Genomic DNA, 21,694 nt, shown 5'->3' on the forward strand with positions numbered 1-21,694 from the left:
CTCGTGGTCCCGGCCGGATTCGAACCGGCGTATCCGCCATGGCATAGCGGCGAGTCTGCCTCTGCTCTACAGGACCCCGCACACGTGCCGACCAGGAGTCTTCGGTCCGCCCGTGATCCCGGATCGTAACCGCGCGAGGCCCTGCGTGCCGAACCGATTTACGACCGTCCGGACCGGTGCAACGGTGGGCACGGGGGTGGAACCCATGGCTCAGACCCATGAATGGATGTTCTACGAGGTCATGTGGCGCGGCTGGGCGGCACGGGCCCAGGTGCCCTATCCCGTGCCGTGGTGGGCGCAGGCCGCCTTCCGGCGCTGGAGCGACGACTTCGACTCGGGAACGTACGAATCCAAGGAGGCCGCCTTCGCCTCCAACGCCCTGTACCGCTACTGGCACATGGTGGGCGTCAAGGACCACCGCCAGGAGTCCCTGATCGGGCAGGCGGGCGAGATCGAGCCGGTCTACGACAAGTACTGCCTGTCCTTCTTCTTCTACTCGCCGTCGACCGGCGCCGTCCGCCTTCCGCAGCTGACCGATGCCGGAGCGGTCGGCCAGCGCATGGAGGCGCCCCATCTGCCGGTGGTCCTGACGACGTTCCGCACCGCCGACGGCACCGAGTTCGTGCAGCGGACCTTCGGGACGGCCATCGGCCCCCGGCAGCGCGACCTCGTCGTGACGCGGCTGACCGTGGGCAGCGCGACCGGACGCCCGCGCGACGGCTGGCTGTGCGCGGCCGTCATGCCCGCGGGGCCGAGCGGCTTCCAGCGGCACGACCGCAACGGCCGCCAGATCACCGACCGGCGCCTGACATTCCTGCGTCATCTGCCCGACGAAGGGCGGGTGGAGACCAATACCGGCTGGGGCCCGGTGTTCGACACGCCTCCCGAGCAGTACGGCGTGTACGGCAACCCGGACTTCTCGTACGACCCGGGCTCCTATCTGACCCGCAACCCGTTCCACGACCTCGTCACGGGCGGCAAGCTGAACGGCGCGCCGCAGGCGCAGGACCAGATCGCGGGGCTGTGCAGCGCGGCGTTCGCCTGGCCCTACCGGGTCGCCGACGACGAGCTGTTCGAGCTCGACGTACGGCTGCCCGTCGACCTCTACAGCGGGTCGGCCGATCTGGCGGAGATCAAGGCCACTCCTGCCGCGGACCTGGAGGAGGCCAACCGGGTGTTCTGGACGGGCAAACTGATCACGCAGGGAGTGCAGCCCCAACTGCCACAGCCCGTCGCCCACTTGGCGGACCAGTTCCGTCAGTGCCGCTCACAGCTCCTGATCCTCTCCGACCACGGCGAGATCCATCCCGGCCCGACGGTGTACGACTCCTTCTGGATCCGTGACTCCTCCGTCGAGGCCACGGCGTGCTCACTGGTCGGCGACGCGGCCTTGGCCGAGCGGCAGTTGGGCACGCACTATCCCCTCAAGTTCAACCGCGGTTCGGGCCGCATCGGTCCGTGTGCCGAGTACGGCTTCTACGGCGGGCCGCACGAGAAGGACGACCGCGAGTGGGACAGCAACGGCCAGGCGCTGTGGGCGATCGGCCGCTACGACCGGACCCACGGCCGGTCCACCGGCTTCGGCGCGAAGCTCTACACCCCCTACGTCATCGACGGCGCGCGGTGGCTGCGGGACAACCGCGACCTGAACGGCCTGCTGCACAGCGGCTGGAGCGCCGAGCACCTCGGCGAACGCAACAAACCTCACTACTGGGACGACCTGTGGGGCCTCGCAGGACTCTATGAAGCCGCGCGGCTCGCGGAGCGGCTCGGGACTCCCGACGTACCCGAACTCTGGGGTGCGTTCGACGACTTGAAGCGGGCCACGGCGGATTCGGTGCGCTGGGTCCTTGAGGAGCAGCGCAAGCTGGGCGCCTGGGAGACGTACATCCCGACCGGGCCCGCCGACGTCGGGCGGCTCGACTCGACGATGATCGGCACGGCTGCGTTCTTCCACCCGCTGCGGCTGCACATGGGCAGCAAACTGGGCGAGGACATCGACCGGGCGGCCCGCTGGACGCTCGACACGATGTACGCGCACTTCGTGACCGGCGGCTACCGGCACGAGGCGGCCTGGAACGCCTACGGCCCCTATCTCACCACCCAGTTGGCGCACGCCTACCTGCTGGCCGGCGACGCCGCGCGGATGGACACGCTGCTCGGCTGGATCGTGGGCGCGTCACTGCCGCACATCGAGGAGCGGGCGGTGGCGCTCGGCGCGTGGAACGAGCAGCACGCCTTCCCCATCGCCTCCGACTACCGTGAAGTCCCCGCACGCCACTGGTACATGGGTGACATCCCGCACGGCTGGGCGGCGGCCGAGTATCTGCTCCTGATCCGCGACATCCTCTTCTTCGAGGCCGACGAGGACCGCGACCCGCATCTCTACATCGCTCCGGGCATACGCCCCCACTGGGTGCCGGACGGGGCGACCGTGGCCGTCGACGACGCCCCGAACCTGTTCGGCGAACCCTTCGGCTACCGGCTCACCCATGACGCGGGCGGGCGGAAGGTGACCGTGGACATCTCGCGTACGCCCGCGCGGGTGCGGTACGTCTACCCGTGCCGGTTCGGCCCGGTGCGGGCCGTCACGGCGGACGGCCGCGACCTGACGGTGACGGGGGACGACGTGCACATCCCGGCGGGGACGCGGAGGTTCACGGTCACCTACGCCTGAGGTGGGCCTGGCCTGAGGTGGGCGCGACCGCGCACGCCTGAAGTGCGCGGTCGCGTACCCGTACGGGCTCAGGTGCGTCTGAGGCTGAGCCGCTCCTTCTCCGAGAGGCCGCCCCATACGCCGAACCGCTCGTCGTGGGCCAGGGCGTACTCGAGACACGCGGGGCGCATCTCGCAGAGCTGGCAGATGTACTTGGCCTCGCGCACCGAGCTGCCCGGTTCGGGGAAGAAGAACTCGGATCCTGTCTGGGCGCACAGGGCCTGCTCCTGCCAGGCGAGTTCCGGCTCGGCTGTCATGTCGATCTGCATGCCACCGATGCTGGCAGGGCGCGCGAAACAGGGGATCAACGAACGATCAACGCCGCGACATGCGCTGTTTCGGGCACCTTCTGCTTGCCCGCGGGGGACGCGGCGAAACGCCGCGGGTGCGTTCAGATGCTGGACGGAGGAGGCCGGGGCCGTCTCCGCCCCGGCCTCCCCGATCCGTCCTCAGCCGCCGCTCGGCGCCTGCGGCTGCATCAGCGCGAACCGCGCCCCGGACGGATCGGCGAGCTTGGCGAAGCTGCCGACACCCGCGAGATCCATGCGCGGCACCCGCACCGTGCCCCCGGCCGGCCCGGCCTTGGCGAGCACCGCGTCGATGTCGGTCACCTGGAAGTACGGAGTCCAGTACGGCCCGGCCTCGGCTTCCTCCGGGGCGTCGGACAGCGGCCACAGGCCACCGAACATGTCGTTCGCGGTGCCGTCGGCGGGGTGCACCATCGTGTACGCACCGCCCTCGAAGGGCTGGGTCGTGGTGCCCCAGCCGAACACCGACCCATAGAACTCCTGGGCCGCCGTGATGTCCGGGGTGCAGAGCTCGGTCCAGCACAAACTGTTCGGGGCGTCGACCAGGTCAAGGCCCTTGTTCGTGCCCGGCTGCCACACGGCGAAGCCGACGCCCTGGGCGTCCTTGAGGACCGCCATGCGGCCGAGGTCGCCGACGTCCATGGCCTCGTACACCGTGCTGCCGCCGGCCTGCTCGACCGCCTTGGCCGTCGCGTCGGCGTCCGTCGTCTTGAAGTAGATCGTCCAGGCCGGAGGCGCCTGGTCGGCGGTGACGGTCATGGCGCCCGCCACGGTCTTGCCGGCCGCCTGATACATGCCGTATCCACCGAATTCCGCGCCGCCCGACTGGAACTCCCAGCCGAAGAGCGCGCGGTAGAAGGCATGGGCGCCTTCCAGATCCGGAGTGCCGAGGTCCACCCACGTCGGGGCACCCGCGACATATCGGGTATTGAGCATGATCGACTCCTTTGTCGCATCCTCTTCCGTCCTGCTGAGTCTGCCACCCGGCACTGACAGTGCGCGCACGCTGCCATCTTGTGAAAGAAGCGAGATTCTGAGAGCGCTCTCAGTCACAACTCTTGACGGTCGAATTCGCCGACGCGACAGTGGTCGCACCGCACGGCCAACACCCCCCACGGCCGCATGACATCCCCCCACACACCCCCACACACATCCCGGGAGACCTTCCGTGATTTCGCGCCGAGTGTTCCTGTCCACTGCCGCCGCTGCCACCGGAGCCCTCACCTATCCCGTCTGGGGAAGCGCGCTCAGCCCCGGCGCCAAGGCAGCCCCCGCGACCTGTGAACTCGCCCTCCAGAACAAGTCGTTGCCCGGACAGGTGCGGGCCTACGTCACCGGACACGAGCAGGGCACCGATCGCTGGGTCCTGCTGAAGCCCGACGGGGGCGTCTACCGGCCAGACTCGCCGTCGGCCCCGCAGACTCCGCTGCCCGTCGACTGCGCGATTCCGCTCGGCGCGGCGGGTTCGGCGCCGAAGGTCCTGACGCTGCCTCACATGTATGGCGCGCGCGTCTACTTCGTGCGGGACGACAAGCTGGACTTCTTCCTGAACCCCGGCCCTTCGCTGGTCGAGCCCGCCTTCGCGACCAAGGAGGACGCCAACTACGGGCGCACCTGGTCGTTCTGCGAGTTCACTTTCAACAGCTCGCAGTTGTACGCCAACATCAGCTACGTGGACCTCGTCACGGCCCTCCCCATCGGTCTGACCCTGGAGGGCGACGCCACGCACACCGTGGCCCCGCTGCCGGACGGCGCCGTCGGCAAGATAGCCGCCGACCTCGTCGCACAGGGCCAGAAGGACGGGCAGCCCTGGGGCGATCTGGTCATCCGCGGCGACGGCGGGGACGTACTCCGCGTCATCTCGCCGCAGAACCTCATGGCCCCGTACTTCGACCGCCCCAACGAGATGCCGTTCCGCGACGTGTGGAACAGCTACATCGACCAGGTGTGGGACAAGTACCGGAACACCGACCTGAAGATCGACCTGCAGGGCGGCCGGGGCGTGTTCACGGGCCGGGTGAGCGGCGACACGCTGACGTTCAACGGCGGGCACACCTTCCCGAAGCCGACGTCGAAGGACATCTTCACCTGCAACCACGGGCCCTTCACCAACAATCCCGGGGACCCGGACGACAAGAAGGGCCTGCTCGCGCGGCTCGCGGCGGGGTTCAACCGGAGCATCATGCTGACGCACCCCGAGCAGCCGAACGGAGCCGGCGCCGGGGACTACTACAAGGGTGACGTGACCAACCACTGGGCCCGCGTGGTGCACGCGAACTCGCCCATCGGGTACGCGTTCCCGTACGACGATGTCCGGCCGGACGGCGAACCCGACGTGTCCGGGGCGGCGCACGACGGGAACCCGCGCCGCTTCACGGTGTCCGTCGGCTCCTGACGTCCGGGCCCGGCCCTCCCCCTTCCGGCCTTGCCCCTCCCGTGCCTCCCACGGACGCCGCCCCGTCGCGCGCTGGTCGCGGCGGGGCGGCGTGCCGTCCGGAGACTTACTGGCAGTTGTTGTTCGAGGCCGGGTTGAGGAGCCCGACGACGTTGATGGAGTCGCCGCAAGCGTTGACGGGGATGTCGACGGGGACCTGCAGGAGGTTGCCGCTGAGGACGCCCGGCGAGTTCTGAGCCGTGCCCTCGGCGTAGGCGCCGGGGTCGGGGTCGGCGACGGCGGAGCCGGCTCCGCCGATGACGGTGACCGCGGCGAAGGCCGCTGCTGCCAGGATCGCGCGCTTGCGCATGGTGTTACCTCCGTTGAAGGGAACTGCTGCAGCGAGCCTCACCCAGCGGCGGTGCGACAAAAACACCGGTGGACCGTGCGGGGGAACGAGGGCACCCGTTCGTGGGACGGGGCGCCTGAACGGGGGAGGCTCTGGGCCCCGGAGGCGGCGGTAGGGCTTCGCCCACCTACGCCGACCGCCCCCCTACGTCGACCGACCCCTTACGCCGACCCTCTCCGCACCAGCTCCGTCGGCAGGACCACGCTCTCCGTCGGCAGCTCGCCCCGCGCCAGCAGCATCCGGGCCATCAGGCGGCCCATCTCCTCGATGTCCTGGCGCACCGTGGTCAGCGGTGGGTCCACCTGTTCGGCCACCGCCAGCATGTCGTCGAAGCCCACCACCGCCACGTCCTCCGGCACCCGCCTGCCCCGCTCCCGGAGCACCCGGAGCGCGCCCGACGCCGTCAGGTCGTTGGCGGCAAAGACCCCGTCCAGGTCGGGGACGCGGTCCAGGAGCTCGCGCATCGCACGCTCGCCGCCCGCCGGGGTGAAGTCCCCGTGCGCGACGAACCTCTCTCCCGCCTCCGGCAGGACGTCGCGGAACCCGTCGAGGCGGTCCACCGCCGACGTCTGGTCCAGCGCGCCGGTGATGTGCGCGACGCGGGTGCGGCCCAGCGAGAGCAGGTGGCGGACGGCGTCCCTCGCCCCACCGCGGTTGTCGCAGTCGACGTACGGAGACGTCACCGTGCCGTCCGGCCACCCCGGACGGCCGCCGAACACCGTCGGCACCCCCGCGCCCTGGATGATGCCGGGCAGCGGATCGTCCAGGTGCAGGGAGAAGACGAGGGCGCCGTCCACATGGCCACCCGCCAGATAGCGGCCGACCCGCTCGTGATCGTCCCGCCCCTCCGTGAGCAGCAGCACGAGCTGGACGTCGCGCGACGTCAGCTCCTGGCTGATGCCGCGCAGTTGCAGGGCGAAGAACGGGTCGGCGAACACCCGTGTCTCCGGTTCGGCGATCACCACGGCGACCGCGTCGTGGCGGCGGGTCACCAGACTGCGGGCGGCGCGGTTCGGCACGTAACCGAGTTCGTCGACCGCACGCCTGACCTTCTCGGCGAGCACCTCGCGTACCCCCGTGTCGCCGTTGACGACACGGGACACCGTGGCCCGGGAGACTCCGGCTCGGGCGGCCACGGCCTCCAGTGTGGGGCGCGGGGCGGCGCTCGGCGGCTCGGTCACGTGGGGCTCCTCGGGGGGCGGCTGGCTGGTGCGCCGGTCAGGATACGACCGGAGGTCAGGGCGGTGAGCTGCCCCCTGCCCGCGTCACCTCCGCGCGTCCGCCCTGATCAGCTCGGCCGCCTTCTCCGCGAGCGCCACCGTGGGGGCGTGTGTGTGACCGCGCGTGATCCGCGGCATGACCGAGGCGTCCACGACCCGCAGCGCCGTCACTCCCCGCACCCGCAGCGCCGGGTCCGTGACGGAGGCGTCGTCGCTGCCCATGCGGCAAGTGCCGACCGGGTGGTACAGCGTCTCGGATGCCGCCCGGATCGTCCGGGCGAGGGTCGCGTCGTCGACCGTGCCCGGATGCGGCGCGAGCGGCCCCGACGTGTACGGGGCGAGGGCGCGCCCCGCGAGTATTTCCTCCGCGCGGCGCACCCCGGCGACGAGCGTGCGGATGTCGGCTTCTGCCGTCAGATAGCCGGGGTCGATGAAGGGTGGGGTGCCGACTCCCGGGCCCCTCGCCGTGATCCGGCCCTCACTCTCCGGCTGGAGCAGCACCACGCCGATCGTGATGCCGTGTTCGACGGGCGGGGTCAGGCCGTGGTTGACGAAGGGGGCGGGAGCGTAGACCAACTCGATGTCGGGGGCCTGGAGTTCGGGCCTCGTCTTGATGAAGGCGACGGCCTCGCCGACGTTCGACGTGAGCGGGCCGCGGCCACGCAGCAGGAAGCGGCCGACGTTGGCGAGGGAGTCCGCGCCGGTCAGCGTGACGGGCTCCGGGCAGCGCATGGTGATCGCGTAGGCGAGGTGGTCCTGGAGGTTGCGGCCCACGCCCCGGGACTCGATGCGCGGTTCGATGCCCACCTTCGCGAGGTCGTCCGGGTCGCCGACGCCGGAGGCCTGGAGGAGCTGCGGGGAACCGATGGTGCCCGCGCTGAGGATCACCTCGCGGCGGGCGATCAGCTTCCCGGGGACACCGTCGGCGATGACCCCCGCCACGCGTGTGCCGTCCAACTCCAGCCTGCGGACGCGCGCTTCGGTCAGGACGTGCAGGTTGCGGCGCCGCCGTGCCGGTTTCAGATAGCCGTCGGCCGCGCTCCACCGGCGCCCGCGGCGCTGGTTGACCGGGGTGAGCGCGAAGCCGCTGTGGTCGGGCCCGTTCAGTTCCGTCAGCTCGCGCAGGCCCGCCTCGCGGCAGGCGTCCAGGAACGCGCCGGTGGTCGGGTTGACGGCGCGGGGAGGCGAGATCCAGAGCGGCCCTTCACTTCCGAACGATCCGCCGGACCCGCTGCCGGACTCGCCCGTCCACCGCTCCGCACGCCGGAAGTACGGTTCGAACGCGTCGTAGGACCACTCGGGTCCCGCGGCCTCGCCCCAGGCGTCGTAGTCGTCCCGGTGGCCCCGCACCCACATCATGGCGTTCATCGAGGAACTGCCGCCCAGCGTGTGGCCGCGCGGCCAGTACAGTTCACGGCCGTCGAGCGCGGACTGCTTCGCGGTGGAGTAGTCCCAGTCGTAGGGCGTCTTGAACAGCTTCGGGAAGGCCGCCGGGATGCGGATCTCAGGCTTCCGGTCGCGTGGCCCCGACTCGACGAGCGCCACCCGCACCGCGGGGTCCTCGGAGAGCCGCGCGGCGAGGACACATCCCGCTGAACCGGCACCGACGATGACGTAGTCGTACACGCTGTCCTTGCTCAACTCGGCTCCCTTGAATGGCAGTTCACGGAGGGATGCGCACGGGGACGTACCGGTGCGGCGCATGGATGAGGCGTACAAGGAGTACACCCAACGTGGACCTCTGGGTAAAGGGATGGCGCGAGGATCGGCCTGTCCTACACGATCTCCACATGACGACCAGAAAGGGCGACACCAACGGTGAGCCCCTGTAGGCGTACGAGGCGGCGGAGGGCGCGAGCGAGATCAGCTCGCCGTTGGCACCAAGCCGATCACGGGTCGTCCCTCAGCGCCGCTTCAAGGCATGAGGGCACGTCGGGTCCGGGACGCGATCTCGTGCCGAATGCCAGATTCGGCCGCGTACGCGTCAGGCGGGCAGGCGGGCAGGCGGGCAGGCGGGCAGGCGATCTCTTCACATTTCCCACGCCAGCCGCACGGCTCAAGGTGGCATCGTTGATCGACTGATGGGCCGGACACGCCGCGTCCGCATTGGGGGGACTTTCATGCGTACTCGTACAGCTGCAGCTTCGGCCGTTCTGATCCTGTGCACCGTGATGGGCTCGGCGGCCTGCTCGTCATCCTCGGACGGCAACCCGTCCTCGGGCACCTCGGCCCCGGACGAACAGGGGAAGAGTCAGCGCCAGGCGAACAGAGTCGCCTCCGATGCCGATCCCTCGGCCTGCGCGACTTCCGGCGAGAAGATCCCGGAAGACTGCGCCGTCGACATGGATGTAGCCGAGATGGACGAGGCAACCCCTGCCACGGAGCCGCCTGCGACGAATGCGACGTGGGCACCCTCGACGAAGTGACTGCACCGATGACGGGCCCTGGCTCGGCGGGGGAACGTCGCAGTCGGCAGCGCAGCGCGCTCGGGAGCAGCGCGCTCGGTGTGTGACGGGGAGAACTTAGGCTGTCCCGCATGTTCAAGGAGCGGAAAGCGCGCAAGCAGGCGGAACTGCACGAGAGGCTGGCCGCCGGGCTGCGGGATCCGGACGTGGAGGTCCGGCGGAAGGCGGCGGACACCGCGGCGGTGAGCGCCGATCCGCGGTGGGCCCTGCGTGAGCTGGCTCAGGCGGTCGAGCGCGAGCCGTGGGCCGAGGAGTTCCAGGAGACGGTGGTGGACGGCTTCGCCGCCGCGCTGCGCCGCGAGGCTCCGGTCCGCGAACGTACGGAACGGATCTTCGCTGCGCATCTCGACGACCCCGAAGGCTTCATACGGGCCTGGACGGGGCTGACGGCGGAGCTCGGCGGTGCCCCTGCCCTGCGAGAGGTCCCCGGCGACCTGCGCGACGACATGCGGGCCCGCCTCACCACCCTGCGGGACAGGGGCTGGACGGCAGAGGGCCTCGGCGGCCTCGGCCGGCCGGACGCCTTCGCACGCGAGCTGGCGTTCGACCTCGCGATCCTGCTGGCGTCCCTCGTGCTGCGCCGGAACACGCCGCTGCCCGCGGAGGAGGCGGACCGGGTCCGCGGCGAGGCGCGGGCCACCCTGGAGAAGGCGCTGCCCCACGCTCCGGGGAGCGCCGAACGGGCGGCACTCCTGGGCCCGTTCCCGCGGAACCCGGAGGTGGGGTCGTGGACCGACCGCGCGCGTGCGGGCCTGCGCGCCGACGAGGCACTGGCGCTCTGCGCGAGCGGGGAGCCGGAGTCGGTGACGCTCGGCGCGGAAGCCCTGGCCAAGCTGCTCTTCGGCGAGGTGGTCCGGCGTGACCAGGTCCTTGAGACACTCGACCACCTCCTCGCTTCCCCGAAGGCCGCGCAGGGATCCTCACCGGATGCCGCGCCGGATGCCGCGCCGAACGCCGCACAGGACGCCCCACCGAACTCCGGCCGGGACGACGCCGGACCGACCGCATCGCCCGGCCCGGACCCCTTCCTCCTGAGCCGGATCCTGGACTGCTACAGCAACCTGCACGCGATGCTGCCTCTGGACGCCCCGCCCCTGGACCTCTTCCTGGACGGTCTTCGCCACCCCGACCCCCGCGTCCGCGCCTCCGCCGCCGAAGGCCTCGACCCGATCGCGGTGGGCTCCCCCACGGAGGGCCGGGCGGTGGAGGGCCTCGTCGGCCTCCTGGAGCACGACCCGGAGGTCTCGGTCCGCCGTCACGCCGCGACCGCTCTGCGGTGGCTGGAGTACGGCGAGGACCGTCACGCGCGCGTCGGCGCCGCTGCCCTGGAGCGCCAGGCGGACGCCGCCGACCCGGAGATCCGCGCACACAGCATCGCCGACGCCCTGCGGCGCGGCGCCCCGGACGCGTACGACCGCTTCCTTGCCGAGCTCGAATCGCCGGACGTCCATGGCCAGTTGCTGGCCGGGCTGATGAACGCGCCCACGGGCTCCGGTTTCGCCCTGCCCTCGCGCTCCGTGCGCAAGACGCTCATCGAACGTCTCGAAGCCCTGCGCGAGGCCGGATGGGCCGACCGGGACGCGCCCGGCGCCGCGGGCCCGGCGAGCCCGAGCCCCGACTCGGCCCGCCCGAACGTGGAGGTACTGACCGCCGCCGACCGGGCCGAGCTGCTCTCCGGCCTCATCGAGGCCCTGCGCGACCTCTAGGGCCCTTCTGGCGGAGATCCGTTGGACGGGCCCTAGCCGTGGTCGTGGTGGCCCGCCCCGGACGCCCCGGACGCCCCGGAGTCCACCGACTTCTCCGCGTCTCCCGAGGACTTCTTCGCGTCTCCGGAGGGTTCCTTCATCGCCCCGGCCGCGTGATGCGGCTCGTAGTCCGGGATCGTCCCGTCGGCCTTCTTCACCAGGAAGAGCCCGGCCATCCCCATGTCGGAGTGGCTCTGCACATGGCAGTGGTACATCCAGGCGCCCGCCCCCACCCCCTCCCCCGCGATGACCTGGAAGCCGAAGGAGTCCCCCGGCCCGGTGATCTTGTCGTCGAGGATCTGGCTCGGGTCGTCGGGGCCGGTCAGCAGGCCCGTGCGGTTGTCCGCCCAGCGGTGACCGTGGACGTGGAACGTGTGGTAGTACTCGCCGTGCGTGATCGAGACGAACTCGACCCGATCGCCCACCGTGGCCTCGAAGTCGGGGGCGTCGTGGCCCGCCTTGTTGTTGATCGTCATGTCGTTGAAGACGACCGTGAAGGTCTTGTCCGGCAGCAGGTCGCCCTTCCGGCGCACGATCAGCGCACCGTAGAGGCCCTTGCGCACGCCGCCCGTCCCATGGTCGGTGCCGACGACATGGTCGTGGTAGTGCCAGTAGCCCGCGGTCCCGGGGCGCCAGGTGCCGTCCTTGCGGCGGCCCGGCGCGTGGGTGCGCCAGGTGTAGGTCCGCTTGCCGCCCGGCTCGACGTGGCTCTTGGTGTGTCTGGTGCCGTCGCTGGATATCTCGTAGTCCATGCCGTGGACGTGCAGGCTGGCGTCGACGTCCATCGTGTTCTCGAACTCGATGTGCAGGGTGTCGCCCTCGTTCAGCTCGATGAGCGGGCCGGGGATGGACGCCTTGCCCTTCTCCAGGCCGTAGCCCATCTGCCCGTCCGCCAGCTTCTCGGCGTACATCTTGATGCGGCGCACCTCGCCGCCCGCGGGGGCGGTCTTCGGCCCTTCGGCCGTGCTCGCCTCGGGCGCGGCGGCCAGCGACAACGATGTCACCCCGGCCGTCGCGGCCACCCCGCCCACGAACATCCGCCGGTTGAAGCTGCGTCGGTCCATGCCGAACTCCCCACTGCGGTACGGAGACTGACGGGGCGCAGGTGGCCCCCGAGACGGCCACACGGTATCGGGGGGATCTTCGTTTATCCACACGCAGGACAAAGTTCGCGGAATTCCGGTGTTACCTATTGGCGAGTGACAAAAAGAGGTCTAGCTTCATCCGCGCCTGTTGCTGTGACCGACGAGGGGTGGGTGTACTCATGCGGCTCACACCGCATCAAGAGCCCTTGGCTGTACGAGGGTTGAGCAGAGCCAGAAGCAGACCGAACCGCCACGACCGGAACCGGGCCCGCTCACGCCGCGCCTGGGCCGCAGCGCTGATCTCCGGGGCCCTGGTCACCGGTGCGCTCTCCACACAGGCCGCCACCGCGCGGCCGTATCCCGAACCACCGTTGACAACGATGTCCCTTCCCTCGCCGCCCGGCCAGGCGAACGTGCGTGTCCTCGTCTTCCATGGATCGGCGGCGGGCGGTGACGAGTCGCCGGTCGTGAACGCCGGTATCGAGGCCATCGAGAAGATCGGCCAATCCGGACCGGCAGCCCAGCGGTTCAAGATCGAGGCGACCGACGACCCGGCGGTCTTCACGAACGAGGCCAAGCTCGGCAAGTTCAACGCGGTCGCCTTCCTGACCGGCGGCGGCGACATCCTCGACCCCGAGCAGGAGGCGGGCCTCGAGGCCTACATGGAGGCGGGCGGCGGCTTCGTCGGCATCCATGACGCGGCCCGCGCCGAGCCGTACTCGACCTGGTTCACCGGCCTGATCGGCGCCCGCCCGGCCGACTCCAGCCCGACAAACGTGCAGCGCGCCACCGTCGAGGTCGGCGACCGGGAGAATCCGGCCACCAAGGACCTGCCCCTTCAGTGGAAGCGCCCCGACCAGTGGCTGAACTGGACCAAGAACCCGACCGGCGAGGTCCACACCGTGGCCCGCGTGCGCGAGTCGTCGTACGCGCCGGGCGAGAGCAAGAACGGCGCCGATCACCCGGTCTCCTGGTGCCGTGACTACGACGGCGGACGCTCCTTCTACACCGGTATGGGCGGTACGGCGGCCTCGTACGACGAGACCGACTTCCGCCAGCACCTGCGCGGCGCCCTGCTCTGGACGAGCCGCATCGCGCGCGCCGACTGCAAGTCGACGATCACCGCCAACTACAAGGCGTCGCGGCTGACCCAGCCCAACCAGCCGGGCCAGAACGACCAGATCGGCGAGCCGCACGGCCTGGTCACCGCGCCCGACGGCCGGGTCTTCTACATCGGCCGGGGCGGCGCCGACTCCTCGCAGCCGGTCATCACCGACTGGAACAACCCCGACATCGGCAAGGGCAAGGGCGAGATCCACGTCTACGACCCCAAGACCAAGAAGTCGACCCTCGCCGGGGCGCTCACGATCTTCGGCAACAAGGGCGGCGGCGACGAGCTGATCAAGGTCGAGGAGGGCCTGCTCGGCATCGAGCTGGACCCGAAGTTCGAGCAGAACGGCTGGGTGTACCTGCACTACACACCCCATTCGAAGATCAACCGTGAGACGCACATGGCCGAGCGCTATGTCTCGCGCTTCACGCTCGACCAGGCCACGAACAAGCTGGACCTCGCGAGCGAGAAGGTCCTGCTCAAGTGGCCGGTGCAGATCCACAGTTGCTGCCACGCGGGCGGCGGGATGGCCTGGGACTCCAAGAACAACCTCTACATCGCGACCGGCGACAACAACTCCTCGGGCTTCAGCAGCGGTTACTCGGGCAACAACCCGCAGCCCAACTTCAAGGGCGTCTCCTTCGCCGACGCGCGCCGCACTGCGGGCAACACGAACAACCTGAACGGCAAGATCCTGCGCATCCACCCGGAGGCCGACGGGACGTACACACTCCCCGAGGGCAACCTCTTCACCGGCAAGGAGCCGGACGAGGGCGGCGGCAAGACGCGCGGCGAGATCTACGTGATGGGCGTCAGGAACCCGGCGCGCATCTCCGTCGACAAGAAGACCGACACCCTCTACGCGGGCTGGGTCGGTCCCGACGCCGGTGAACCGTCGACGACATGGGGCCCGGCGAAGTACGACACGTTCGCCGCGATCACCCACGCGTCCAACCGCGGCTGGCCCTACTGCATGGGCAACAACCAGCCCTACCGCGACCGCAACCTGCCGGACCCGACGAAGCCGCTGGGCTGGTACGACTGCAAGAAGCTCAAGAACGAGTCGCCCAACAACGACGGCCTGGTGAACATCCCGCCGGCCGAGCCCAACAACATCTGGTACTCGCCGCAGGGCGGCGGCGTCGACTACCCGCGCGACGCGAACGGCATCCCGAGCTACAAGACGTCGGAGCAGAAGATCCTCCTGCCGTGGCTCAAGGGCGGCGGCCAGGCCACGATGAACGGCCCGGTGTACCGCTACGACGCCGCCGGCACCAGTGCGGACAAGTGGCCTTCGTACTGGGACGGCAAGTGGTTCGTCGGTGACTTCTACGACGCCGACCAGCCCCGGCACGCGGTCCTCACCGACCCGAAGACGGTCGGCAGCGGTGGCCTGCCCGTGCACGCCGAGTCCCTGAAGAAGATCATCCCGATCGGCAACGACGGCATCAAGAACCTCATGGACTGGAAGTTCGCCCCCGACGGCTCGCTCTACGTCCTCGACTACGGGCGCGGCTTCTTCACCTCGGACTCCAAGTCGGCGCTGTGGCGCGTCACTTACTCGGGCGGCGAGGCCACACCGGCCGCCAAGGACCTGGCAAGGAAGGCCGGATGATGCCAGTCGTACGCAAGCGAAGACTCTGGACGGCGCTTCTCGCGTCGCTCCTGATGGTGCTCGGCCTGACGTCGACGGCCGCGAGCCAGCCCGACAACCCCGGTGCCGCGGCCGCCCAGACCCTGACCTGGACCGCGAACAACGGCATCGACAAGTACGCCTCGGCGCCCGCCACGGCGGTCGCGGGCGCGACGACGATCGTCTTCGAGAACAGCACGGCGACCGGCAACGACACCGGCATGCCGCACACGCTGACGTTCGACGTGTCGGACCCCGAGTACAACAACGACGTACCGCTGAACATCCTGGCCAACCCGAACGACGACCAGGGCGGCAAGCACACCGCCGAGGTGACCCTGACGCCCGGCCGGTACCGCTACCACTGCACGATCCCCGGCCACGGCTCCATGCAGGGCATCCTCGTGGTGACCGAGGGCGGCGGCGAGGACACCACGGCTCCCGAGACCGCGGCCAAGGTCGAGGGGCAGACCAACGCCGATGGCGCGTACGTCGGTTCCGCCACCGTCTCGGTGACGGCGACGGACGCGGGTTCGGGCGTCGACAAGACCGAGTTCGCGGTCGGGGCGGACGGCGCCTGGCAGCCGTACACGGCGCCCGTGGTCGTCGACCAGGTCGGCACCCACAAGATCCGCTACCGCGCGAGCGACAAGGCGGGCAACGTGGCGGCGGAGAAGGCCGTCGACTTCACGGTGGTCCCGCCGTCGACCGACGACAAGACGCCCCCGGAGACCTCGGCCACGGTGACCGGCGAGAAGAACGACAAGGGCGAGTACCTCGGAATGGCGACCGTCACCGTGACGGCGTCCGACACCGGCTCCGGCGTCAACAAGATCGAGTACGCGGTCGGTGACGGCGGCGCCTGGACGGCGTACACCGCACCGGTCATGGTCCACGCGGCGGGCGCGCACAAGATCCGCTACCGCGCGTCGGACAAGGCAGGCAACCAGGCGGCCGAGAAGGCCGTGGAGTTCACCGTGGTCACGCCGCCGGTCGAGGACAAGACGCCGCCGGAGACCACCGCGAAGGTCGAGGGCGACAAGAACTCGGACGGCGCGTACGTCGCCAGGGCGAAGGTGACGGTCACCGCGACCGACGCCGACTCCGGTGTCGACAAGGTCGAGTACTCCCTGGACGGCGGCCCGTACCTCGCGTACGCCGCGCCGGTCGTCGTCGACCGCGTGGGGCGCCACACGGTGGCCTATCGCGCGAGCGACAAGGCGGGCAACACCTCGGCGGCCAAGGACGTCTCCTTCACCGTCGCGGAGGGCGGCGGGGTGCCGTCACCCAACTGCCCGGAGTTCGACGAGCGGTTGACGGTCATCGTCGGCACGGTCGACACGGGAATCCCGAACCGCGTCACCAACAACCGGTGCCGCATCAACGAGTTGATCGAGGACGAGAAGGAGTGGACGTCGCAGGCGCTGTTCCTGAAGCACGTCAAGAGCATCACGGACAAGTTCCTGAAGAACGGCGAGATCGACCAGCGCGAGTACAACAAGATCAATAGGGCCGCCAAGCAGTCCGGCATCGGCAAGCCGGGCCAGACCGAGGGCTACCGCAAGATCTTCGACGGCACCCAGGATTCCCTGAACAAGTGGGAGCAGGTGGGTGGCGGCAAGTTCGGCCTGAACGCCGACGGTTCGATCACCAGCAGCACCACCGTCGAGGGCATGGGCATGCTGTGGTTCCCGCAGCGCAAGTACGGCGACTTCTCGCTGAAGCTCCAGTGGCGGGACGACGCGCCGGGCAACGGCAACGCCAACGGCGGTGTCTTCGTCCGCTTCCCGCAGGTCCACGACCACCCGGAGGAGTCACGTCCGGAGTGGGTCGCCATCAAGTACGGGCACGAGGTGCAGGTGCTCGACAAGCCTGACGGCGACATGTACAAGACGGGCTCGATCTACGGCTTCGACCGGGTGGGTCTCGGCGGCGCCGGGGTCACCCCGAAGGGCACGTGGAACGACTACGAGATCAAGGTGGTGGACCAGCACTACTCGATCTACCGCAATGGTGTCCTGATCAACGAGTTCGACAACACGGGCGGCCAGGAGTTCACGCCGCCGCGTGGCGACGACCCGGGCACGGACGGGCGGCGGTACTCGTCCGGTTATGTGGGCCTTCAGGTGCACGGGGTCACGGACGTCATCTCGTACCGGGACATCAGGATCAAGGAGCTGTAGTCGACGGCTGTCCTGACCGGCCTCGGCCCCCGCACCCCGACCTGGGGCGCGGGGGCCGTTGTCAGTGGCGTGCGGCATGCTTCTGATCAACGGGATCCATGAGATCTACGGGATCGAGGCACGGGGGAACTGGCATGACGACAACGACGCTCACCGGGATCGAGGACATCGACTGGGCGTCGATGAACCACGCGTACGGCGACGCGTCGGACGTGCCGGACCTGCTGCGCGGCCTCGCCTCTCCGGACCCGGCCGAGCGTGACGAGGCGCTGGACGGGATGTATGGGGCGGTGCACCACCAGGGCGATGTGTACGACTCGACGCTCGCCTGCGTCCCTTTCCTCTTCGTCCTCGTCTCCGACGCCTCGGTCCGGGACCGGGGCACGATCGTCGGCCTGTTGCGGAGCATCGCGGGTGAGGAGGTGCCCGATCCCGAGGAGATCGGCGGGCTCTTCGAGGACGAGGAGGAGGACGCGGCATGGGTGGCGAACTTCGTGGACGCCGCGGCGCTGATCCGGGGCCGGTCCGATGTCTTCCTGGAGCATCTCAGCGACACCGACCCGGAGTTGCGCGCGGCGGCCCCGGGCGCCCTGGCCCACCTGCACGCCGACCCCGCGCGCGTGTTCGCCGCCCTGCGCGAGCGCTTCCCGGTGGAGCGGGACGGCGAGGCCGTACGGTCCCTGGCGCGGGCGGTCGGTGTGCTCGGTGTCCGTCACGTGGAGCTGCGGCCCGATGCGGGGCGGCTTCTCGCTGAGGTCCTCGCGTTCGGCGGCGGGGATCCGGAGCTGCGGCTGACCGTGCTTACTCAACTCGCGCGGTGCGCGCCGGACTTGCTGCCCGAGGAGACGGTGGACATCGCCGTCGAGGTGATGCGGATCGCGCACGAGGACGAGTCCGCTGCCGAGGAGGGCGGGTCCGGCGCTCAGGAGGCCCCTGCCGAGCGGCCCCGTACGGACACGATGGTGTCCTACCTGCGCGACCTGGAGGCCGCTCACCGGGCGAGCATCGACGCGGACCTGGCCGACGACCTGCTCAGGGACCTGCACATCGCCCTGGACGACCGCACGGAGGAGCGGTTCGACCTGCTCCACGCGCAGTTGCGCGCCCCGGACTGGGGGCAGCGCATGGCCGCGGTCCAGGAGAGCGGCCTTCTCCTGACGGGCTGGCGCGCGCCGAACGACCTGGCGGTGGTCCTGCTCGCCCGGCAACTGATCGAGCACGACGAGCGGTTGTCCCGGGCCGCGCTGAACGAACTGGCGTGTGTGCACCCGATCGCTCATGTCGTGGCGGACGTCCTGGAGGTGTGCCTCACCGAGTGGGAGGACGACTGGGACCCCTCCGACTGGGAGGATTCGCTGTTCGGCCGCGCCCTGAAGGCACTGGCCCTCCAGGGGGACGCACGGGCGGTGCCGTATCTGGCGGCGGTGCTTGAGAGCGGCGGGGGCGTGCCGGAGTACGTGGACCGCTGGGTCGAGGCGATGGGTCCGGCGGCCGGGGCCCGGCTCGCACCGGTCCTGCACGGCCGTCTCGCCGGTCCGGGTCACAGCGCTCGCGGGTACGAGCGGTCGCGCCTGATCAGCGCTCTGGGGGCGTGCGCGCCCGCCGCGTCGCTGCCCCTGCTCACGACCGCCCTGCACGGCGACCACTGCGGGGCTGCGTTCACGGCTGTCGGGCGGTACGGCAGCGCGGCGGCGGACGCGGCGCCACGGCTGCGGGAGGTGGCGTCCGACGTGTCCAAGGGCGACCTGCCCCGCCTGGACGCCGCGGACGCCCTGTGGTCGGTGACCGGCGCGTCGGAGGACGTGCTGCCCGTGCTGCGCGACGTCCTCCGGTCGGACAGGTCGTTCGCCCAGGTCCGGGCGGTGCGCATCGCGGGCGGGCTGGGCCCCGAGGGGGTGCCGCTCGTTCCGCGCCTGCGCGAGCTGATGGCGGCGAGCGTGCATCTGAGGTCGGAGGCGGCGATCGCCCTGTGGCACATACGGGCGGACGCGTCGGACGTCCTGCCGGTCCTCATCGACCAGTGGACGGCGGCCCCTGACTGCCGCCCGCAAACGGTCGCGTGCCTCCTGGAGATGGGCCCGGCGGCGGCCCCCGCCCTCCCGCTGCTCCATCGTGAGCTGGCGTCCCCGCGGCGGCACAACAACTACGGGGCCCAGGGCAACATGCGCTATGACGTCGCGAGTGACGAGACCCTGCTGCGCGACTGCCGGCGCCTGGTGGCCGCGCTGGAGCCGTAACCCCGCCGCTCCTCCTCGCCTCGCCGCGCCTCTCCGCACCCGGGGGGTGGCGCGGGCTAGTCCTCGTGCTTCGCCCTGCTCGGCTGCACGCGCTTCGGCTCGCCCGGCATCTTGGGGTACTCGGGCGGGTAGGGCAGGTTGCCGAGGCCGTGGTCCCGTTCGTCGCGCTCGGCGAGTTCTAGGAGCGCGTCCAGGGAGAAGGCGTGCTTCTCCATGTCCGCGTGCACGTCGCCGACCTGGGCGAACCGCTCCGGCATGGTGCCGATGTCGAAGTCCTCCGGCACCGCGTCGTCGACCTCGTCCCAGCGCAACGGCGCCGACACGGGGGCGTGCGGCCGGGGCCGTACGGAGTAGGCGGAGGCGATCGTGCGGTCGCGGGCGGTCTGGTTGTAGTCGACGAAGATCCGCTCGCCCCGCTCCTCCTTCCACCACGCGGTCGTGACCGCGTCCGGCATGCGCCGCGCCAGCTCGCGACCGCAGGCGATCGCGGCCCGTCGTACGCCGGTGAAGTCCCACCGCGGTTCGATCGGCACGAAGACGTGCATGCCGCGTCCGCCGGACGTCTTGGGCCAGCCCTGGAGGCCGTACTCGTCCAGGACGGCGCGCAGCTCGTGCGCGGCGCGTACCGCGTCGGCGTAGTCCGTGCCGGGCTGCGGGTCCAGGTCGATGCGGAGTTCGTCGGGGTGGTCGGTGTCGTCGCGCCGTACCGGCCAGGGGTGGAAGGTCAGCGTGTTGAACTGGGCGGCCCAGATGACCGCGGCGATCTCCGTGGGGCACATCTCGTCGGCCGTGCGCCCGCTGGGGAAGGCGATGGTGGCCGTGGGGATCCAGTCGGGGTGGTTCTTGGGGATGCGCTTCTGGTAGAAGAACTCGCCCGCGACCCCGTCCGGGAAGCGCTGGAGCGTCGTGGGGCGGTCCCGCAGGGCGCGCAGGATCCCGTCGCCGACCGCGAGGAAGTACTGGGCCACGTCCAACTTGGTGAAGCCCCGCTCCGGGAAGACGACCTTGTCCGGGCTGGAGAGCCGCACAGAGCGCCCGCCCGCGTCGAGCTCGACCGCTTTACCACCCATGCGGCCACGCTAGGCGCAACGGACGAGAGCCGCATACCGGGCGAATACTGACGTATGGGCACAGAATCGAGGCATGGATCTGCCGGTGATGCCCCCCGTCAAGCCCATGCTCGCCAAACCCGTGGCGAGGATCCCGCAGGGCATGCAGTACGAGGCCAAGTGGGACGGCTTCCGCGCGATCATCTTCCGGGACGGCGACGACCTGGAGATCGGCAGCCGTACGGGCAAGCCGCTGACCCGCTACTTCCCGGAACTGGCCGCGGCCCTGCTCGACCGCCTGCCCGCCCGCTGTGTCCTGGACGGCGAGATCGTGATCGCCCGGGCCGGCCGGCTCGACTTCGACGCGCTCACGGAGCGCATCCACCCCGCCGCGTCCCGGGTGCGCACGCTCGCCGAGCGGACCCCGGCCTCCTTCGTGGCCTTCGACGTGCTCGCCCTGGACGACGAGGCCCTCGTCGACTCGCCCCTCTCCGACCGCCGCACCCGGCTGACCGAGGCCCTGGAGGGCGTGACGGCCCCTGTCCACCTCGCGCCCGCGACCACGGACCCAGAACTGGCGCACACGTGGTTCGAGCAGTACGAGGGCGCGGGTCTCGACGGCGTCATCGCCAAACCGCTCGACCTGCGCTACCGGCAGAACGAACGCCTCATGTTCAAGATCAAGCACGAGCGCACGGCGGACTGCGTGGTCGCCGGCTACCGCTTCCACAAGAGCGGCCCCGTCATCGGCTCGCTCCTCCTCGGCCTGCACGACGACCAGGGCACCCTGCAGCACGTCGGCGTCTGCGCCGCCTTCTCCATGCAGCGGCGCGCGGAGCTGGTCGACGAGCTGGAGCCGCTGCTGATGAAGTCGGCCGCGGGCCACCCCTGGGCCGCGTGGGCGGACGAGTCCGCGCACGAGACGTCCCGGATGCCGGGCGCGCCGAGCCGCTGGTCGGGCAAGAAGGACCTCTCCTGGGTGCCGCTGCGCCCCGAGCGGGTCTGCGAGGTCGCGTACGACCACATGGAGAACGGGCAGCGCTTCAGGCACACCGCGCGGTTCCGCACCTGGCGACCGGACCGCACCCCTGACAGCTGTACGTTCGCCCAACTGGAGGTGCCGGTCCGGTACGACCTGGCGGACGTGCTGCGCTAACCG

Annotated in this window: 14 protein-coding genes and 1 tRNA gene; 7 read left to right on the forward strand and 8 right to left on the reverse strand. The window is 70.5% G+C overall.

Translation table 11 applies throughout. The annotated features are described in order from the left end of the window. Positions 1-4: 4 nt before the first annotated feature. A tRNA-Gly gene (locus OG302_RS08385) sits at positions 5-76 on the reverse strand. 129 nt (positions 77-205) lie between these two features. Between OG302_RS08385 and OG302_RS08390 the strand changes: the two genes are divergently transcribed. Continuing rightward, positions 206-2,677 (forward strand): hypothetical protein, encoded by a 2,472-nt coding sequence (locus tag OG302_RS08390; RefSeq protein WP_371526174.1) that lies wholly within the window; start codon positions 206-208, stop codon positions 2,675-2,677. A gap of 68 nt (positions 2,678-2,745) precedes the next feature. Here OG302_RS08390 and OG302_RS08395 read toward each other — a convergent pair whose 3' ends face one another. After that, entirely contained in the window at positions 2,746-2,985 is a 240-nt protein-coding gene (locus OG302_RS08395) for a WhiB family transcriptional regulator (RefSeq protein WP_160508634.1), read from the reverse strand. A gap of 180 nt (positions 2,986-3,165) precedes the next feature. Beyond that, positions 3,166-3,960, reverse strand: coding sequence for a VOC family protein (locus OG302_RS08400; protein WP_371526175.1), 795 nt, complete (start codon positions 3,958-3,960; stop codon positions 3,166-3,168). Positions 3,961-4,192: 232 nt separating this feature from the next. On the opposite strand from OG302_RS08400, the gene OG302_RS08405 reads away from it, so the two are divergent. Beyond that, positions 4,193-5,419, forward strand: coding sequence for a glycoside hydrolase family 64 protein (locus OG302_RS08405; RefSeq protein ID WP_371526176.1), 1,227 nt, complete (start codon positions 4,193-4,195; stop codon positions 5,417-5,419). Between the two features lie 106 nt (positions 5,420-5,525). Here OG302_RS08405 and OG302_RS08410 read toward each other — a convergent pair whose 3' ends face one another. The 3 genes from OG302_RS08410 to OG302_RS08420 form a co-directional block, all read right to left on the reverse strand. Continuing rightward, a complete protein-coding gene (locus tag OG302_RS08410; protein WP_371526177.1) occupies positions 5,526-5,768 on the reverse strand; it encodes a chaplin in 243 nt (80 codons plus the stop codon). Between the two features lie 200 nt (positions 5,769-5,968). After that, positions 5,969-6,988, reverse strand: coding sequence for a LacI family DNA-binding transcriptional regulator (locus tag OG302_RS08415; RefSeq protein ID WP_371526178.1), 1,020 nt, complete (start codon positions 6,986-6,988; stop codon positions 5,969-5,971). An 84-nt stretch (positions 6,989-7,072) separates the two neighbouring features. After that, positions 7,073-8,668 carry a GMC family oxidoreductase gene (locus tag OG302_RS08420; RefSeq protein WP_371526179.1) on the reverse strand — a complete coding sequence of 532 codons (1,596 nt, stop codon included), beginning with the start codon at positions 8,666-8,668 and terminating at the stop codon, positions 7,073-7,075. A gap of 895 nt (positions 8,669-9,563) precedes the next feature. On the opposite strand from OG302_RS08420, the gene OG302_RS08425 reads away from it, so the two are divergent. Further along, positions 9,564-11,198: a HEAT repeat domain-containing protein gene (locus OG302_RS08425; RefSeq protein WP_371526180.1), complete on the forward strand. Its 1,635-nt coding sequence runs from the start codon at positions 9,564-9,566 to the stop codon at positions 11,196-11,198. Between the two features lie 32 nt (positions 11,199-11,230). On the opposite strand, the gene OG302_RS08430 is transcribed toward OG302_RS08425, so the two are convergent. Continuing rightward, positions 11,231-12,301 carry a multicopper oxidase domain-containing protein gene (locus tag OG302_RS08430; RefSeq protein WP_371526181.1) on the reverse strand — a complete coding sequence of 357 codons (1,071 nt, stop codon included), beginning with the start codon at positions 12,299-12,301 and terminating at the stop codon, positions 11,231-11,233. A gap of 200 nt (positions 12,302-12,501) precedes the next feature. Here OG302_RS08430 and OG302_RS08435 point away from each other — a divergent pair, with 200 nt between their 5' ends. From OG302_RS08435 to OG302_RS08445, 3 genes are all read left to right on the forward strand, one after another. Beyond that, positions 12,502-15,048 (forward strand): ThuA domain-containing protein, encoded by a 2,547-nt coding sequence (locus OG302_RS08435; protein WP_371526182.1) that lies wholly within the window; start codon positions 12,502-12,504, stop codon positions 15,046-15,048. Continuing rightward, positions 15,045-17,249, forward strand: a complete 2,205-nt coding sequence (locus tag OG302_RS08440; protein ID WP_371526183.1) for an OmpL47-type beta-barrel domain-containing protein — start codon at positions 15,045-15,047, stop codon at positions 17,247-17,249. Before OG302_RS08435 ends, OG302_RS08440 begins: the two co-directional genes overlap by 4 nt. 134 nt (positions 17,250-17,383) lie before the next feature. Next, positions 17,384-19,486, forward strand: a complete 2,103-nt coding sequence (locus OG302_RS08445) for a HEAT repeat domain-containing protein (RefSeq protein WP_371526184.1) — start codon at positions 17,384-17,386, stop codon at positions 19,484-19,486. Between the two features lie 56 nt (positions 19,487-19,542). On the opposite strand, the gene ligD is transcribed toward OG302_RS08445, so the two are convergent. After that, complete coding sequence (gene ligD / locus OG302_RS08450; RefSeq protein ID WP_371526185.1) at positions 19,543-20,556, reverse strand: non-homologous end-joining DNA ligase; 1,014 nt, start codon at positions 20,554-20,556, stop codon at positions 19,543-19,545. Between the two features lie 73 nt (positions 20,557-20,629). Here ligD and OG302_RS08455 point away from each other — a divergent pair, with 73 nt between their 5' ends. Continuing rightward, a complete protein-coding gene (locus OG302_RS08455; RefSeq protein ID WP_371526186.1) occupies positions 20,630-21,691 on the forward strand; it encodes an ATP-dependent DNA ligase in 1,062 nt (353 codons plus the stop codon). Positions 21,692-21,694 lie beyond the last annotated feature (3 nt).

Source organism: Streptomyces sp. NBC_01283, from assembly GCF_041435335.1.
Classification (GTDB): domain Bacteria; phylum Actinomycetota; class Actinomycetes; order Streptomycetales; family Streptomycetaceae; genus Streptomyces.

Coding starts and splice junctions, on each gene's coding strand:
- OG302_RS08410 (WP_371526177.1), bottom strand. CDS start 5,768: ATGCGCAAGCGCGCGATCCTGGCAGCAGCGGCCTTCGCCGCGGTCACC.
- OG302_RS08445 (WP_371526184.1), top strand. CDS start 17,384: ATGACGACAACGACGCTCACCGGGATCGAGGACATCGACTGGGCGTCG.
- OG302_RS08430 (WP_371526181.1), bottom strand. CDS start 12,301: ATGGACCGACGCAGCTTCAACCGGCGGATGTTCGTGGGCGGGGTGGCC.
- OG302_RS08395 (WP_160508634.1), bottom strand. CDS start 2,985: ATGCAGATCGACATGACAGCCGAGCCGGAACTCGCCTGGCAGGAGCAG.
- OG302_RS08435 (WP_371526182.1), top strand. CDS start 12,502: ATGCGGCTCACACCGCATCAAGAGCCCTTGGCTGTACGAGGGTTGAGC.
- OG302_RS08400 (WP_371526175.1), bottom strand. CDS start 3,960: ATGCTCAATACCCGATATGTCGCGGGTGCCCCGACGTGGGTGGACCTC.
- OG302_RS08425 (WP_371526180.1), top strand. CDS start 9,564: ATGTTCAAGGAGCGGAAAGCGCGCAAGCAGGCGGAACTGCACGAGAGG.
- OG302_RS08440 (WP_371526183.1), top strand. CDS start 15,045: ATGATGCCAGTCGTACGCAAGCGAAGACTCTGGACGGCGCTTCTCGCG.
- OG302_RS08390 (WP_371526174.1), top strand. CDS start 206: ATGGCTCAGACCCATGAATGGATGTTCTACGAGGTCATGTGGCGCGGC.
- OG302_RS08455 (WP_371526186.1), top strand. CDS start 20,630: ATGGATCTGCCGGTGATGCCCCCCGTCAAGCCCATGCTCGCCAAACCC.
- ligD (WP_371526185.1), bottom strand. CDS start 20,556: ATGGGTGGTAAAGCGGTCGAGCTCGACGCGGGCGGGCGCTCTGTGCGG.